Here is a 15,036-nt window from a genome sequence, read left to right as displayed (position 1 = left end):
CGCAGCCTCGACCAGGCAGTCGAGATTTGGGTGGTTAGGGAGATATAGCAGTCGGGCAGGAAGCAACCAGAGGCTTTCTGGGTTAATCCTTTTGTAGGTGATCCTCAGCGGAGCCCCAGCCGGCGGGCCAATCGGCTCAAGTTTGCGCGGTCCAGGCCCAGCTCGCGCGCGGCTGCCGCCCAGTTGTCCTGGTGGCGTTGCAGGCAGGCTTCGATCACCTGGCGTTGGTAGAGGTCGACCGCTTCGCGCAGGCCGCCTTCAGGTAATGCTGCCACCTGGAGCGGGGTTGTGGGGGAGAGTAGGGGCCCCGGTGTTGCCGAAGACACGCGCAGGTCCAGGTCGATGGCTGCGAGTGTGAGGATGCGTGGCCGATCGGGGTGTTGGCCCAGTGCCTTGAGGGCCGAGCGGCCGATCAGGTGTTCCAGTTCGCGCACGTTGCCTGGCCAGTCGTAGGCCAGCAGCGCGGCCTGGGCGTCGTGGCTCAGTCGAAGGCTGTTCAGGCCTAGGCGCGAACGGTTCTGTTCGAGGAAGTAGCCAGCCAACAGCAGTACATCTCGACCACGTTCGCGCAAGGGCGGCACGTGCAGCGGGTACACGCTGAGGCGGTGATAGAAGTCGGCGCGGAAGTTGCCGTTGCGCACTTCTGCTGCCAGGTCACGGTTGGTGGCGGCAATCAGGCGCACGTCCACGCGGTGCTCGCGGTCCGAGCCCAGGCGTTGCAACTGGCCGCTTTGCAGCACACGCAGCAGCTTGGCCTGTACGGTGAGTGGCAATTCACCTACTTCGTCGAGGAACAGCGTGCCGCCGTTGGCCAGTTCGAACTTGCCGCGGCGCTCGCCGTGCGCACCGGTAAAGGCACCGCGTACATGGCCGAACAGTTCGCTTTCTACCAGCGTGTCGGGCAGGGCGGCGCAGTTCAGGCTGACCAGCGGCTTGTCTGCGCGGCTGCTGGCCTGGTGCAGGGCAAGGGCCACCAGTTCCTTGCCGACGCCGGTTTCGCCGGTGATCAGCACGGTCAGGTCGCTGCCACCGACCAGGCGGATTTCCTCTACCAGGCGCTTGTGCGCCGGGCTCTGGCCAATCAGTTCTTTATCCTGGCCGCTGGCCTGGCGGTAGATCTCGGCGCGGTGGTGTTCGTCCTCGGCGCGCAGGGCCAGGTGCTCGATGCGCTCGGCCACGGTAACGGTGGCGGCGGCCAGGCTGGCGAAGGCCTGCAGGGCATCCAGTTCCAGGCTCTGGAACTGCCCGGGGGTGAGGGCGTCGAGGGTGACCAGGCCCCAAGGGCGTTCATCGACCATCAACGGGCAACCCATGCAGTCGTGCACTTCAAGGTCGACGTCCGGGGCATTGACCAGGCCATCGTAGGGGTCGGGCAGTTCGGAGTCGCTGGCAAAACGGGTGGGTTCCGAGCGGCTGAGCAAGATCTGGAACCGTGGATGCTCGCTGACCCGGAAGCGCCGGCCGAGGGTGTCGGGGCTCAGGCCATCCACAGCCAGCGGTACCAGCCATTCACCATCCAGGCGCAGCAGCGCGGCGGCATCGCACGGCAGCAGGCCGCGCATGGCCTGCAGTAGGCGCCGGTAGCGCTCCTGATCGGGCAAATCGCGGGACAGGTCGCTGACCAGGGGCAGCAAGGCGGTGAGCAATGGCTTTGTGGTCATAAAGACTCCAGTGGGTCGATATGACTATACGCCGGGGTGGGTCGTTTTGACATGACCTGCGTCAAACCCCTGATTTTGCTGGCGATAAAAGTTGGCACGATTTCTGAAATGGCTAGAGCAGTCATTTGAAGCCACAGGCTCAGGAGTTGTCGCAATGCTCAATGCCGAACAACGTGCAATCATCAAGGCCACTGTACCCCTGCTGGAAAGCGGCGGCGAAGCGCTGACCACCCACTTCTACAAGATGATGCTCAACGAGTATCCCGAGGTCCGTCCACTGTTCAACCAGGCCCACCAGGCCAGTGGTGACCAGCCGCGGGCCCTGGCCAACGGCGTGCTGATGTATGCCCGCCACATCGACCAGCTGGAGCAGTTGGGCGGCCTGGTCGGGCAGATCATCAACAAGCATGTTGCCCTGCAGATTCTGCCGGAGCACTACCCGATCGTCGGCAGCTGCCTGCTGCGCGCCATCGAGGAAGTGCTGGGCAAGGAAATCGCCACCCCCGCGGTGATCGATGCCTGGGCCGCGGCCTATGGCCAGCTGGCCGACATCCTGATTGGTGCTGAAGAAAACCTTTATAAACAGAAGGAAGAGGCCGAGGGCGGCTGGCGCGGTACCCGCGAATTCCGCCTGGTGCGTCGCGAGCAGGAAAGCAGCGAGATCGTCTCGTTCTACTTTGCCCCGGTAGATGGCAAGCCGGTGCTCAAGGCCGAGCCAGGCCAGTACATCGGCCTGAAGCTGGACATCGACGGTGCCGAGCAGCGCCGCAACTATTCCCTGTCGGCGCTGTGCGATGGCAAGGAGTACCGCATCAGCGTCAAGCGCGAGGCGGGCGGCAAGGTTTCCAATTACCTGCACGATGAGCTGGTGGTGGGCGATACCCTGCAACTGTTCCCGCCTGCGGGTGACTTCACCCTGGCTGCCAGCGACAAGCCGCTGGTGCTGATCAGCGGGGGCGTGGGCATCACGCCGACCCTGGCGATGTTGCAGGCGGCGTTGCAGACCCGGCGCGAGGTGCATTTCATTCACTGCGCCCGTAACGGTGCGGTGCATGCTTTCCGTGACTGGGTCGATGGCCTGGCGGCGCGTCATCCGCAGCTCAAGCGCTTCTACTGCTATGCCGAGCCTGCGGGTGGCGCTGAGGCCGATGCCATCGGCCTGCTGAGCGAGGACCTGCTGGCCGAGTGGCTGCCGCCGGAGCGTGATGTGGATGCCTACTTCCTTGGGCCCAAGGCCTTCATGGCGGCAGTGAAGCGCCAGTTGAAGGGCCTGGGTGTGCCGGAGCAGCAGAGCCGCTACGAGTTCTTCGGGCCGGCGGCTGCCCTGGAGTAATCCACCGAAGGTACTGCGCTGACCTGTAGGAGCGGCCTTGTGCCGCGAAAGGGCCGCAAAGCGGCCCCTGCAATATCAGCTGCGAAGCTGAGACCCTGGGGCCGCTTTGCGGCCCTTTCGCGGCACAAGGCCGCTCCTACAGGGAGAGTGCAAGCCATTCCCGGGCCTTTCATCCCAGCCGGTGGGTCGCACCACACCTTCCTGCTTATATATAAAGGAAAGATGAAACCGCGCGCTGCGCTTTCATCTTTAATCCTCCTTTAATCACGGTATCCTTCACTCCCGGGTGTCGAGGGGCTTGCCCCTGCGCGGCACCCGGGCTGCCGTTTTTTTGCCGCCCAGCGTTGAACCGACGTTGTGATAGCCGGTCTCAGCCACACCGGATAGCCCTGCGCAGTGCGATCACGCTGCTTCCTCGGCACGCTCAAAGGCCCTGCCCAGCGTGTAGACTTGCGCTCAGGCAGGCGGACCACGCTGCCACTATCCATCGAAGGAACCGGCAATGAACGAACAAACATCGCGCCTGAATCGGGAACGGCGCTTTCTGGTGCTGTTGGGCCTGATCTGCCTCTCGCTGATCGGCGGCGCCCTCTATATGCAAGTGGTGTTGGGCGAGGCACCGTGCCCGCTGTGCATCCTGCAGCGTTACGCGCTGCTGTTCATTGCCGTATTCGCCTTTGTCGCCGCGGCGATGCCCGGGCGCCGCAGCCTGACCTTCTTCGAGGCACTGGTGGTGCTAAGCGCAATTGGCGGAATCATTGCGGCCGGCAACCATGTGTATATACTCGCCAACCCCATGGTCAGCTGTGGCATCGATACCCTCCAGCCGATCGTTGACGACCTGCCTCTGGCCAAACTCTGGCCGCTGGCATTCCAGGTCGACGGCTTCTGCAGCACGCCGTACCCGCCGCTTCTCGGCTTGTCGCTGGCGCAATGGGCGCTCGTGGCGTTCGTGCTGACCGCCATCCTGGTTCCGCTCGGGATCTACCGCAACCGACGCCAGGCTTAGACAAAAGTCCTGAATTGCATGTGGTCTTTTACACCGCATGAGAAGAGGGAAAAGTCGCTCACCGCTTGATCCAGATCAACCACAAAGCCTTGCAGAATGCGGCTTTGAGGCCTAGCAAGCGGGGTGCGACAAACTGTCGCGAAGTTGAATTATCGAGCAGCATTGTTACGCATTCTGTAAAAGACTGTTGCTCAATAAGTCATAGTCAAGGGTTGGCGACCTCACTACAATCGCCCCCAATTTCCGTTCGGCACTGCTTGCGAGTCGCAGGATTGAAGGAAGCCCCAGCGCTCCTTTTTGCTGACTTCGTCAAGTTTCGCCCAACGGCGATACCGGGCGGACCCCCCTCCGCGTTTTCCCGCACCAAATGGACTTGGTCTGAAGTACAGGCCTGTTGCCTACGAAACCATAAGCACCGCTAACACGCTTGAAGCCAAGGTCCTGCAGTCGGACCCCAGGCAGGAGCGAGTACGGGCGCAAAATGCCTCACTTGGCAGGACGAAGTGTTGGCTACCAAAACACAAATTGCATTGAAGCAAGCTGATCTAGAGGTCGTGAGATGAGTAAAAAGCGTTACCCCAGACTGTTTGGCATATTGCCCTTTTTAGGCATGCTTTTACTCAGTGGGTGCAACTGGACCCTGCTCGACCCGAAGGGCCAGGTCGGCATTGAGCAAAAGAACCTGATCCTGATCGCTACCGGCCTGATGCTGCTGGTGGTCATTCCTGTGATCATCATGACCCTGGCGTTCGCCTGGAAGTACCGTGCTTCCAACAAGGCAGCCACCTACACCCCTGACTGGTCGCACTCGACCAAGATCGAGGCCGCGGTGTGGATCATCCCGATCCTGATCATCATCGCCCTGGGTTACGTCACCTACCACTCCACCCACAAGCTGGACCCTTACCGTCCGCTGGACTCGGACGTGAAGCCGATTCAGATCGACGTGGTCGCACTGGACTGGAAGTGGCTGTTCATCTACCCGGAACAGGGCATTGCCACCGTCAACAAGATCAACTTCCCGGCTAATACCCCGGTGAACTTCCGTGTCACCTCCGACGCCGTGATGAACTCGTTCTTCATCCCGGGCCTGGGTGGCCAGATCTACGCCATGGCCGGCATGACCACCAAACTGCACCTGATCGCCAACGAAAACGGTGTGTTTGACGGTATCAGCGCCAACTACAGCGGTGCTGGTTTCACCGGCATGAAATTCAAGGCTACTGCCACTTCCCAGGCCGACTTCGATGCATGGGTCGCCGAGGTCAAGCAGTCGCCGTTGAAACTGGGCAAAGCCGAGTACGAAGCTCTGGCCAAGCCTAGCGAATACAACCCAGTCGCGCTGTACAGCGAGGCGCCAGCAGAGCTGTTCCAGTCCATCGTCGACAAGTACGAAGGCATGAACCGCGGCAAGCCGGTCCACGAAGAAGCAGGCAGCAAAGATCTGGCCACAACCAAGGGTGTGGAATCGAGTATGCAACCAGCTGCCGGTGCAGAGGAGTAAGAGATGTTCGGTAAACTAAGCCTGGAGGCGATACCCTATCACGAGCCGATAGTCATGGTGACGCTTGCCATGATCGCGCTCGGCGGTATCGCTGTCGTCGGTCTTATCACCTATTTCCGCAAGTGGACCTACTTGTGGAGCGAGTGGCTGACTACTGTCGACCACAAAAAGATCGGCGTGATGTACATCATCGTCGCGATGGTCATGCTGCTGCGCGGCTTTGCCGACGCCATCATGATGCGTACCCAGCTGGCTGCCGCTACCGGTGGCTCCGAAGGCTACCTGCCGCCTGAACACTATGACCAGATCTTCACCGCTCACGGTGTGATCATGATCATCTTCATGGCGATGCCGTTCTTCACCGGCCTGATGAACCTCGCGGTTCCTCTGCAGATCGGTGCACGTGACGTTGCCTTCCCGTTCCTGAACTCCCTGAGCTTCTACCTGCTGCTGGCAGGCGTGCTGCTGGTCAACATCTCGCTGGGCGTTGGTGAATTCGCCAAGACCGGCTGGGTTGCCTATCCGCCGCTCGCAGGCATCCAGTACAGCCCTGGGGTAGGTGTCGACTACTACATCTGGGCGCTACAGTTATCCGGATTGGGTACGACGCTTACCGGCGTGAACTTCCTCGTCACCGTGATGAAGATGCGCGCACCTGGCATGAAGCTGATGGACATGCCGATCTTCACCTGGACCTGCACCTGGGCCAACGTACTGATCGTTGCTTCGTTCCCGATTCTGACTGCTGCACTCGCTCTGCTGACTGTTGACCGTTATCTGGACTTCCACATTTTCACCAACGAGCTTGGTGGGAACCCGATGATGTACGTCAACCTGTTCTGGGCGTGGGGTCACCCTGAGGTGTACATCCTGATCCTGCCGGCCTTCGGCGTGTTCTCGGAAGTTACCTCGACGTTCTCTGGCAAACGCCTGTTCGGCCACCACTCGATGATCTACGCATCGGGCGCGATCGCCATCCTCGGCTTTGCGGTATGGCTGCACCACTTCTTCACCATGGGTGCCGGCGCCAGCGTCAACACCTTCTTCGGCCTGGCGACGATGCTGATCTCCATCCCGACCGGTGTGAAGCTGTTCAACTGGCTGTTCACCATGTACCAAGGCCGTGTGCGCTTCACCGCACCGATGCTCTGGACCCTGGGCTTCATGGTCACCTTCTCCATCGGTGGCATGACCGGCGTACTGCTGGCCGTTCCAGGTGCTGACTTCGTTCTGCACAACAGCCTGTTCGTAATTGCGCACTTCCACAACGTGATCATCGGTGGCGCGGTATTCGGCTACATCGCCGGTTTCGCCTTCTGGTTCCCGAAAGCCTTCGGCTTCACCCTGAACGAGAAGTGGGGCAAAGCTGCCTTCTGGTTCTGGCTGTCGGGCTTCTACGTTGCGTTCATGCCGCTGTACGCCCTGGGCTTCATGGGCATGACCCGTCGTCTGAACCACTCCGACAACCCACTGTGGGAACCCTACCTGTACGTAGCCGTTGTCGGCGCCGTGCTGATCCTGTTCGGTATCGCTTGCCAGCTGATCCAGATCTACGTGTCGGTTCGCGACCGCAAAGACAACATGGACGTCACTGGCGACCCATGGGGCGGCCGTACCATCGAGTGGTCCACTTCGTCGCCACCGCCGTTCTACAACTTCGCTCACATGCCTGAAAAAGTTGGTCTGGACGCCTGGCACGAAGCCAAGGAAGCCGGTGTGGCGTACAAGGTTCCGGCCAAGTACGAAGCGATCCACATGCCGAGCAACACCTCCACCGGTCTGTTCATGGGTCTGTTCCTGACCGTGTTCGGCTTCGCCTTCATCTGGCACATCTGGTGGCTGGTGGGCGCGAGCCTGTTGGCAACCATCGCAGTCTTCGTTCGCCACGCTGCACGTGACGACCAGGGCTACATGGTTCCGGCCGAAGAAGTGGCGCGCATCGAAGGCGAGCGTATGAAAGCGCTGGCCAAAGCAGGTGCTCTGCCTGCCGGCGCACGTGTCGAATCGTTTGAGCGGGTGTAATCAATGTCCAGTCAAGTAATGCACGGCGGCGCTGCTCATGGTCACGACCATGGGCATGACGACCACCACCACGACTCGGGCCAGATGACCGTACTGGGTTTCTGGCTGTACCTGATGACCGACTGCATCCTGTTTGCGTCGCTCTTCGCCACCTACGCGGTGCTGTCCGGCAGTTTTGCCGGCGGCCCGTCGGGTCATGACATCTTCCAGCTCGATTTCGTAGCTGTTGAAACGCTGTTCCTGCTGCTGTCCTCGATCACCTTCGGCTTCGCCATGCTGAAGATGTTCGATGGCAAGAAAGCTGGCGTACTGGGCTGGTTGGCTGTGACCTTCCTGTTCGGTGCAGGCTTCATCGCGATGGAAATCTATGAATTCCATCACCTGATCAGCGAGGGCTTCGGCCCGCAGCGCAGTGGCTTCCTGTCGGCGTTCTTCGCCCTGGTAGGTACCCACGGTCTGCACGTGACTGCCGGCCTGATCTGGATGGCAATCATGATGTACCAGATCAACAAGCATGGCATCACGCCGACCGCCAAGACCCGCATGAGCTGCCTGAGCCTGTTCTGGCACTTCCTGGACGTGGTCTGGATCTGCGTATTCACCGTCGTCTACCTGCTGGGGGTTCTGTAATGGCTAGCGCACACGACACTCATCACGAAGGTAACCACGGCAGCGTCAAGTCGTACATGATCGGCTTTGTCCTGTCGATCATCCTGACCGCGATCCCGTTCGCGTTGGCGATGACTGCCAGCCTGCCGAAGAACCTGACCGTTCTGATCATTGTTGCCATGGCCGTGATCCAGGTAGTGGTACACCTGGTGTACTTCCTGCACATGGACCGCTCGAAAGAGCAACGCAACAACGTGTCGACGTTCCTGTTCACCGTGCTGGTAATTGCACTGCTGGTCGGCCTGTCGCTGTGGATCATGTTCAACATCCACATCGAAATGATGGCCAAGTGAGGTAAGACTGCATGTCCGTTAAGCACTTTATCCAAATCACCAAACCGGGGATCATTTTCGGTAACGTGCTTTCCGTGGCAGGCGGTTTCTTCCTTGCCTCGAAGGGCCATGTGGATTTCGCCTTGTTCCTGGCGGTGGTGATCGGTACTTCGCTGGTGGTTGCGTCCGGATGCGTGTTCAACAACTGCATCGACCGTGACATCGACCACAAGATGGAGCGCACCAAGAACCGCGTCATGGTGCAGGGCGGCATGTCGCTGCCCCTCGCGCTGATCTACGCCACCCTGCTCGGGGTGGCGGGTTTCAGCCTGCTGTATGTCCAGGCCAACCCACTGTCGGCGTTCTGCGCAGCTGTAGGCTTCATTGTCTATGTCGGTTTCTACAGCCTGTGGCTGAAGCGTAAATCGGTGCACGGCACCTTGGTCGGCAGCCTTTCGGGTGCCATGCCTCCGGTGATCGGCTACTGCGCCGTTAGCAACAGCTTCGACCTGGCTGCGGTAACCCTGCTGGTGATGTTCAGCCTGTGGCAGATGCCACACAGCTTTGCCATCGCAATCTTCCGCTTCAAGGATTACAGCGCTGCCAACATTCCGGTCCTGCCGGTGGCACGTGGCATCCTCGCGGCGAAGAAGCAGATCGTGCTGTACGTGCTGGCCTTCGTGCTCGCCACCTTGATGCTCACCCTCGGCGGTTACGCCGGCCTCGGCTACCTGGCCGTGGCAGCTGCCATGGGCCTGTACTGGCTGTACATGGCCTGGGGTGGCTACAAGGCCGAGGACGACAGCAAGTGGGCCCGCAAGGTGTTCGGCTTCTCCATCCTCACTGTCACCGCTCTGAGCGTGATGATGGGCGTGGACAGCCAGACTGCTGCGGACGTGCTGATGACTTACGCACGCTGATACTGCTGCCTGTTTCACGAAAACCCCGGCCATGTGCCGGGGTTTTTTGTGGGCGTTTTTCTGTGCCGGCCCTTTCGCGGGCTTGCCCGCTCCGACAGGTACGGCGCAGGTCCCAAGGGCTGTGAGTAACCCTGTGGGAGCGGGCGAGCCCGCGAAGAGGCCATCACAGCAAAATATAAATCCTGTATTTTCAAAAAATACTTCTAAAAAGATCTAGAAAAACAGGATTTTGCCCTTTACAGGAATCATGTTTCGGCACTATCTTCTGTCTCAGGCCGCCACATCGGCCAGCGTCGCTCGGACGGTTCCGGGCGCTTACGTCCTCAGAGGAAGCCATGGCCAACCCAGGTTCGCCGCGCCGCTTTGCGCGCATCGATCGTCTCCCCCCTTACGTCTTCAACATCACTGCCGAGCTCAAGATGGCCGCCCGCCGCCGTGGCGAGGACATCATCGACCTGAGCATGGGCAACCCCGATGGCGCCACCCCGCCGCACATCGTCGAGAAGCTGGTACAGGTCGCCCAGCGTGAAGACACCCACGGCTACTCCACCTCTCGCGGCATCCCGCGCCTGCGCCGGGCCATCTCCAACTGGTATAAGGAACGCTACGAGGTTGACATCGACCCGGAAAGCGAAGCCATCGTAACTATCGGCTCGAAAGAAGGCCTGGCCCACCTGATGCTGGCCACACTCGACCAGGGCGACACGGTGCTGGTGCCCAACCCCAGCTACCCGATCCACATCTACGGCGCAGTGATCGCCGGTGCCCAGGTGCGTTCGGTGCCGCTGGTGCCGGGTGTGGACTTCTTCAACGAGCTTGAGCGGGCCATTCGCGAGTCGATCCCCAAGCCGAAGATGATGATCCTCGGCTTCCCGTCCAACCCGACCGCCCAGTGCGTGGAGCTGGACTTCTTCGAGCGCGTGGTGGCCCTGGCCAAGCAGTACGACGTGCTGGTGGTGCATGACCTGGCCTACGCCGACATTGTCTACGACGGCTGGAAAGCCCCGTCGATCATGCAGGTGCCTGGCGCCAAGGACATTGCGGTGGAGTTCTTCACCCTGTCCAAAAGCTACAACATGGCGGGCTGGCGGATCGGCTTCATGGTCGGTAACCCCGAGCTGGTCAACGCCCTGGCCCGGATCAAGAGCTACCACGACTACGGCACCTTCACCCCGCTGCAGGTCGCTGCCATTGCGGCGCTGGAAGGTGACCAGCAATGCGTCCGTGACATTGCCGAGCAGTACCGCCAGCGCCGCAACCTGCTGGTGAAAGGGCTGCACGAGCTGGGCTGGATGGTCGAGAACCCCAAGGCATCGATGTACGTATGGGCGAAGATCCCTGAGCAATATGCACACATGGGCTCGCTGGAGTTTTCCAAGAAGCTGCTGGCTGAGGCCAAGGTGTGCGTGTCGCCGGGCATCGGTTTTGGTGAGTATGGCGATGACCACGTGCGCTTTGCCCTGATCGAGAACCAGGACCGCATACGCCAGGCCATTCGCGGCATCCGGCAGATGTTCCGGGCTGACGGGGTGGCCCGCAAATAAGCAACCGGGGCTGCAAAGCAGCCCCTCGATTTTCCAGCAGGGCGAGCTTTCCGCCTGCGTTTCACCGATCAGCCTACCTATCTTCAGCACTCATTTCTCACCAAAGAGATCCCTCCCCATGAGTGTGTTCACCGCCTACTTCTGCGGCACCGGCTCGCATCGCTTCGACGATGCAAACCCCAACTTCTGGAACGGCGAGCTGGTTTCGACCCTGGCCGCCAACGACCAGGGCCGCGAATTCGCCCACTGGATTGCCGTTGACGGTCCCGGCAGCGGCAACCTTCAGGATGACAAGCTGTTCGTAGAGCCCGGCGGCTACTTCAACTGGACCGGCCAGTTGTTCGGTAGCGGCTGGGAAGAAAACGTCAACCACGTGCTGCAGGTGATCAAAGGCGAAAGCAACTGGCAGCGCACCAAGCTGAGCGAGGAAGAGTACGGGCGGCTGAAGGATGCTGGCGTACCTGTTCCGGAAGTGTCATCCACGGCCTCGTGGTTCTGGCGTACCTACGACTACGGTGACCGCCACCCAACGCCGCAAGAGTTGCAAGAGCGCATCATCAGCATGTTCCGCAAACCGCGCATTCCGACCCAGGTGAACCTGGTGGGCTGGAGCCGGGGCGGCATCAGCTGCCACATGCTGGCCAACGCCATGGCGAAAGACCCGGTATTGCGAAACGTACCGGTGAATATCTTTGCGATCGACCCGGTGCCTGGTGTCGGCAATGTGCAAGCCGAGCGCATCGCACTGGCGGAAAACGTGCGTGAATATGTCGGCTTCTACTCGCGGGATGAGCGTTCCAAAGGGTTTGCCTGCGTGATCCCGTCAGTCGCCAGTGGCACGCAAATCTGTATTTATCCGATGCCCGGGCGTCATGCCACGCTGGTCGGCAACGCATCGGTAGATGGTGCAAGCGACGGCACGGTGCTCAAGGAGCCCGGGCTGATCGTGCGACATTTCGCTGAAGTCTGCCTGACCCGCTGGGGGGTTCAACTGGGCAGGCAGCTGGCGTTGAACGACAGCCAGTTGATGAAGTGTCACCAAGCCATGGCCGCAGCCGAAGCGCAGTACCAAGCCATGCGCGTCAAATCCTACACAGTGCTGACCGAGGGTCAGAAGCATGACCGGTTGGTGCATTGCGGCGAGGACCGTACGCAGTTCAGCAAGGTGTGTGGTGATGACTATGACCCGACCGAAGGGCTTGCCTTGCAGCGTTGGGATGTCTCCACCTACAAGGCATTGCGCTGAACGAAGCGGGCGGCCGGATCAGTGGCAAATTTTTTTGCATGCACCCTCTATCCAGCCGCCCCGGGTTCGATTGAGAATGGCGCCGCGGGCCAACCCCGATAACAACAACCTTCCCTCCGTGGCATCATGTCTGAATATAACCCTTGCCTTGACTGCGGCGCCTGCTGCGGGTACTTCCGTGTGTCTTTCTTCTGGGGCGAATGCCAGTCTGCCGGGGGCGTTGTGCCGGACGACCTGGTGGTACAGATCAACCCCACCCGCGTTGCCATGATCGGCACCGATGCCAAGCCCTGCCGCTGCGTCAGCCTTGAAGGCGAGATCGGCAAGGAAGTCGCTTGTACCATTTACGCCAACCGCTCCAGCCCTTGCCGCGAATTCGAAGCATCGTGGGAGGGGGGTGTGCATAACCCCAGCTGCGACGATGCGCGGGCGGCGTATGGGCTGCCACCACTGACGCCGCCAGGCGCCAACGAGCCGCATTGGCCGGATGATGGGGCTGAGGTGGCCTGAACCCTTTATGCTCGCCTGGGCTGGCCCTGTCGCCGGCAAGCCAGCTCCCACAGGTACTGCACAAGGCTTAGGTTTTGTGGTGGCCTGGTGGGAGCTGGCTTGCCGGCGATGGGCTGCAAAGCAGCCCCGGGATGCCTGAACCCTGCACTTGACGTTAAACTGTCATCTCCCCAGCAATGGACAGGAGATCCGGCGTGACCCCACCCCGCAGTTTCCCCAGTGACCTCTGCCTCGACAGCCCGCGTCTGCACTTGCGCCCCATGCGCCATGCCGATGCTGCGCAATGGCTGGCGATCATGGCCGACCCCGAGGTCATGCGTTATTGGCACCATGCCCCCTGGCAAGACCTGGCCGAAGCCGAAAGCGCCCTGGCCGCCGACCGCGAAGCCTATGCCAATGGCGACCAGCTCAAGCTCGGCATGTATCGCCGTGATAACGGCGAGCTCATCGGCATGGTGCAGCTGTTCAATATTGACGATGTGTCCCGCCGCGGCGAAATCGGCTACTGCCTGGCCAGTGCCGTGCAGGGCAGGGGCTACATGGACGAAGCATTGACCTGCTTCATCGACTACCTCGCCCACACCCTGCACATGCGCCGCCTTGAAGGGGAGATTGACCCGCGTAACCAGGGCTCGGCGCGCACACTCGAGCGGCAGGGCTTTGTGCTGGAAGGCACCCTGCGGGCGCGCTGGTGCGTGGCCGGCGAGCTGTCCGACTCGGGTATCTACGGGTTGTTGCTTGAACCACCTGTTGCATAGTCTTACGGCGAATAGCTACTATTCGGGAACAATTCTCACTTGTGTCCCGGTACCCCATGCCCGTAGCCGACTCAACCAGCCCGTACCCGCTTGAACAGCTGTACAGCGAGCACCACGGCTGGCTGTTCAGCTGGCTACGCCGCAAGCTGCGCTGCTCTCACAGCGCAGCCGACCTGGCCCAGGACACCTTCGTGCGCATCCTGGCTTCGCGTGATGCCCTGCTGGGCATGCGCGAGCCACGCGCCTACCTCAGCACTACGGCGCGCCGCCTGCTGATCGACCGGGTACGCCGGCAGCAGATCGAAGCGGCCTACCTCAGCGAACTGGCCCAGGCTGCCGAGGCACTGGAAGGGCACCAGTCCCCCGAGAGCATCCTCATCACCCTTGAGGCGCTGGAGCAGATCGCCTTCCTGCTCGAAGGCCTGCATGTAAATGCACGTGAAGCGTTCGTGGGTTACTACCTGGACGACCTGACCCAGGTGCAGATTGCCGAGCGTCTGCAGATTTCCCCGCGCATGGTGCGCAAGTACCTGGCCCAAGCGCTTATCCACTGCCACCGCACGCTGGACATTGCCGCACCGTGAACCCGTCCCGCATCGAACAGGAGGCTGCCGAGTGGGCCCTGTGCCTGGGCGAAGGCGAACTGGATGCCGCTGATGCGTGCGAACTTGAGGCCTGGCTGCAGGCCGACCCGCGCCACGGCGCCACCTTGCGCCGCATGCAGGGGGTGATCAGCCAGGTCCAGGCGCTGCGCCAGCAACGCGGGCCGGTGGGCGCCGGGTTGCGCGCCGGGTTACAGCCTTCGACGCCACGCTCGGGTGCGCGGCGCACCCTGTTCGGCCTGGTGCTGGCGGCCTCGTTGCTGGGCGGCTTGCCGCTTGCCGGCGTATCGCCAACGGACTGGTTGGCCGACCTGCACACCGCGCCGGCCGAGTGGCATAGCGAAACCCTGGCAGATGGCTCACAGCTGACGTTGGCGGGCAATTCTGCCGTGGATGTGCAGTTCAGCGCTGGCGAGCGGCGCATCCGCCTGCTGCATGGCCAGGTGCTGGTGGATGTCAGCCATGACCCGACGCGGCCGTTCGTGGTGCAAACCGATGAGGGCAGCTTCAAGGCGCTGGGAACGCGCTTCGTGGTCAGCCAAGGTCACGCACGCAGCGAGCTGACCATGCTCGAATCCAGGGTCGAGGCGCGCAGTGCGGTGTCCGGTGATGAGTTGGTCGCCGGGCGTGGTGAACGCGCCTGGGTGGCACGTGACGGGCTTGGACCGCTGCCGGCCATCGACCCGGCGCGGGTAGACCGGGCCTGGCAGCACCACCAACTGGTGGCCGAAGGCGTGCCGCTCGATCAGGTGCTGGACGCGTTGTCGCAACAGCGGCGCGGCGTGCTGCGCTTCGACCGCCAGGCCATGCAGGCCATCAAGGTTTCGGCGGTGCTGCCGCTGGATGACAGCGAGCGCGCCCTGCGCCTGCTGGCCGAGGCGTTGCCGATTCGTATCGGCGGTGTTGGCCGCTGGTGGACCACGGTCGAGCCAGCCCCGCGAGAAAATCGATAAAGGTGGTTCCGCTTCTGCGCAGTGGCCCGTCAA

The 15,036-nt window shown here is 61.5% G+C and carries 14 protein-coding genes; 13 read left to right on the top strand and 1 reads right to left on the bottom strand.

Features of this window, described 5'->3' with window-relative positions; genetic code table 11:
- Positions 1-104: 104 nt before the first annotated feature.
- Positions 105-1,661: a nitric oxide reductase transcriptional regulator NorR gene (gene norR, locus SB765_RS14470; protein ID WP_410910773.1), complete on the bottom strand. Its 1,557-nt coding sequence runs from the start codon at positions 1,659-1,661 to the stop codon at positions 105-107.
- 154 nt (positions 1,662-1,815) lie between these two features.
- On the opposite strand from norR, the gene hmpA reads away from it, so the two are divergent.
- The 13 genes from hmpA to SB765_RS14405 all read left to right on the top strand — a co-directional run bounded on the left by hmpA (position 1,816) and on the right by SB765_RS14405 (position 15,003).
- A complete protein-coding gene (gene hmpA / locus SB765_RS14465) occupies positions 1,816-2,994 on the top strand; it encodes an NO-inducible flavohemoprotein (protein ID WP_341797600.1) in 1,179 nt (392 codons plus the stop codon).
- Positions 2,995-3,496: 502 nt separating this feature from the next.
- Positions 3,497-4,003, top strand: a complete 507-nt coding sequence (locus SB765_RS14460; protein WP_341797601.1) for a disulfide bond formation protein B — start codon at positions 3,497-3,499, stop codon at positions 4,001-4,003.
- Between the two features lie 559 nt (positions 4,004-4,562).
- On the top strand, positions 4,563-5,507 hold the full coding sequence (gene cyoA, locus SB765_RS14455) for a ubiquinol oxidase subunit II (protein WP_016501430.1): 945 nt from the start codon (positions 4,563-4,565) through the stop codon (positions 5,505-5,507).
- A gap of 3 nt (positions 5,508-5,510) precedes the next feature.
- Positions 5,511-7,529, top strand: a complete 2,019-nt coding sequence (gene cyoB, locus SB765_RS14450) for a cytochrome o ubiquinol oxidase subunit I (RefSeq protein WP_016501429.1) — start codon at positions 5,511-5,513, stop codon at positions 7,527-7,529.
- 3 nt (positions 7,530-7,532) lie between these two features.
- Positions 7,533-8,159, top strand: a complete 627-nt coding sequence (cyoC, locus tag SB765_RS14445; RefSeq protein WP_016484942.1) for a cytochrome o ubiquinol oxidase subunit III — start codon at positions 7,533-7,535, stop codon at positions 8,157-8,159.
- Positions 8,159-8,491 carry a cytochrome o ubiquinol oxidase subunit IV gene (gene cyoD, locus SB765_RS14440; RefSeq protein WP_016484943.1) on the top strand — a complete coding sequence of 111 codons (333 nt, stop codon included), beginning with the start codon at positions 8,159-8,161 and terminating at the stop codon, positions 8,489-8,491. The genes cyoC and cyoD overlap by 1 nt, the downstream gene beginning before the upstream one ends.
- Positions 8,492-8,502: 11 nt before the next feature.
- Complete coding sequence (gene cyoE, locus SB765_RS14435) at positions 8,503-9,390, top strand: heme o synthase (protein ID WP_016484944.1); 888 nt, start codon at positions 8,503-8,505, stop codon at positions 9,388-9,390.
- A gap of 335 nt (positions 9,391-9,725) precedes the next feature.
- Entirely contained in the window at positions 9,726-10,934 is a 1,209-nt protein-coding gene (alaC, locus tag SB765_RS14430; RefSeq protein ID WP_063426301.1) for an alanine transaminase, read from the top strand.
- Positions 10,935-11,052: 118 nt separating this feature from the next.
- Entirely contained in the window at positions 11,053-12,180 is a 1,128-nt protein-coding gene (locus SB765_RS14425) for a hypothetical protein (RefSeq protein ID WP_410931490.1), read from the top strand.
- Positions 12,181-12,306: 126 nt separating this feature from the next.
- On the top strand, positions 12,307-12,690 hold the full coding sequence (locus tag SB765_RS14420) for a YkgJ family cysteine cluster protein (RefSeq protein WP_016501425.1): 384 nt from the start codon (positions 12,307-12,309) through the stop codon (positions 12,688-12,690).
- Positions 12,691-12,884: 194 nt separating this feature from the next.
- Positions 12,885-13,448, top strand: a complete 564-nt coding sequence (locus tag SB765_RS14415; RefSeq protein ID WP_016501424.1) for a GNAT family N-acetyltransferase — start codon at positions 12,885-12,887, stop codon at positions 13,446-13,448.
- Between the two features lie 56 nt (positions 13,449-13,504).
- Entirely contained in the window at positions 13,505-14,032 is a 528-nt protein-coding gene (locus SB765_RS14410) for a sigma-70 family RNA polymerase sigma factor (protein WP_341797603.1), read from the top strand.
- Positions 14,029-15,003: a FecR family protein gene (locus SB765_RS14405; RefSeq protein ID WP_410910776.1), complete on the top strand. Its 975-nt coding sequence runs from the start codon at positions 14,029-14,031 to the stop codon at positions 15,001-15,003. The genes SB765_RS14410 and SB765_RS14405 overlap by 4 nt, the downstream gene beginning before the upstream one ends.
- Positions 15,004-15,036: the final 33 nt, after the last annotated feature.

This window comes from Pseudomonas sp. SIMBA_067, assembly GCF_046534675.1.
Lineage (GTDB): Bacteria > Pseudomonadota > Gammaproteobacteria > Pseudomonadales > Pseudomonadaceae > Aquipseudomonas > Aquipseudomonas putida.
The sequence above is the reverse complement of the archived record's forward strand: the minus strand, read 5'-3'. Positions and strand labels throughout refer to the sequence as shown.